The organism is Chitinimonas sp. BJB300 (assembly GCF_002735695.1).
In the GTDB taxonomy this organism is placed as follows: Bacteria; Pseudomonadota; Gammaproteobacteria; order Burkholderiales; family Chitinimonadaceae; genus Chitinimonas.
The window spans coordinates 1-1,213 of sequence record NZ_PDZH01000032.1 but is presented as its reverse complement, the minus strand read 5'-3'; the positions used below and the strand labels follow the sequence as shown (position 1 = coordinate 1,213).

Annotated in this window: 1 pseudogene; it reads right to left on the bottom strand. The window is 52.3% G+C overall.

The window, feature by feature from the left end:
• Positions 1–492: 492 nt before the first annotated feature.
• Positions 493–903 (bottom strand): annotated as a pseudogene (locus CSQ89_RS07500) (DDE-type integrase/transposase/recombinase); the annotation flags it as partial.
• Between the last annotated feature and the right edge of the window lie 310 nt (positions 904–1,213).

The window sequence follows — 1,213 nt, the reverse complement described above, 5'->3', positions numbered from 1 at the left end:
AATCTCCGCCGTGTAGTTATATTTCCGGCGACACGATCTGTACTAACCACAACCTAATGCAGCAACAGCCGTAACCACCAGAGAAACGATTTCGAGTCACCACTCTACATGGGGGGATGCATGCCTAAAACCTCTAAGATCCTTGCCAAATGGGGATCTCAGGAGTTTTTTAATATGTAAATCTACTGAAAGTCGAATGAAATCAAATGCTAGGAAGTCTCAATTTGTCTGAAGCGCTATGTACGTAGTGTGATTACATTTTTTATATAAATGTGGCTTTGCTGCACAAAGCCTGAAATGAGGGCTAAAACCTGCATTCAACCAGACAGCGGACACGGGTAAAGCCACCCCTTGCCAGCTTGAGTAAAACAGCGTGCAAAACTTTCCAGATGGGGGGCGGCAGAAAACTTGGACTAATTTATGCTGCGATTCCCAAGGGGCTCTGTTGCAAAAAGTCCGGAGGAGCGCACGAAGGGTGGGGTTCTGGCCTTTTCAGGCAACCGCAATCACAGTGGTATCTAGCAGGCTCGTGACGTGTTCGATGGCTTCAGCCAGGGCATTGAGTCCCAGACCGAACGCCCGCTCCACCAGGCGCACCTCACCCCGGATGCCGTCCTGGATCTGGAAAACCCGGGCCTGCCGTTTCTTCAGCGCCCGCATCACCTCGAATCCCTTGAGGGTGGCATACGCGGTCTTCAGTGACTTGAAGCCCAACGTGGGTTTGATCAGGCGCTTGAGTTTGTCGTGATCGGCCTCGATGACATTGTTCAGGTATTTCACCTGTCGGTGCACCAGCTCAGCGGGACAGCGGCCTGCCCGCTTCAATGTGGCTATGGCTACGCCATAGCTGGCAGCCTTATCGGTATTGATGACCGAAGGACGCGCCCAGTCCTTGCAGTGATCCCGTAGCGGCAATACCAGCGGACGGTCCAGAGAATGATTTCTCCTTCGACGTGGCGCCATTTGAAGTCTGTATTCATCGCCTTGCCCCCCAAGATGCTAGCTATATGCATAGCAGAGACCGCCCCCTAAGCGGAGCGCCGGCACGACAATATTTATTGCAACAGCGCCGGATTTTTCCGTTTTGTAACTGATGTTACGCAGTAGCTGCGAGAAGCAGCTGTAACTGATCATAAGCCGCGCGGGAGGCGTTGATCAGTAACTTGCGGCAAAGTGCGAATGGGTTCTTCTGCGTCTTGATGCTCAGGCATTC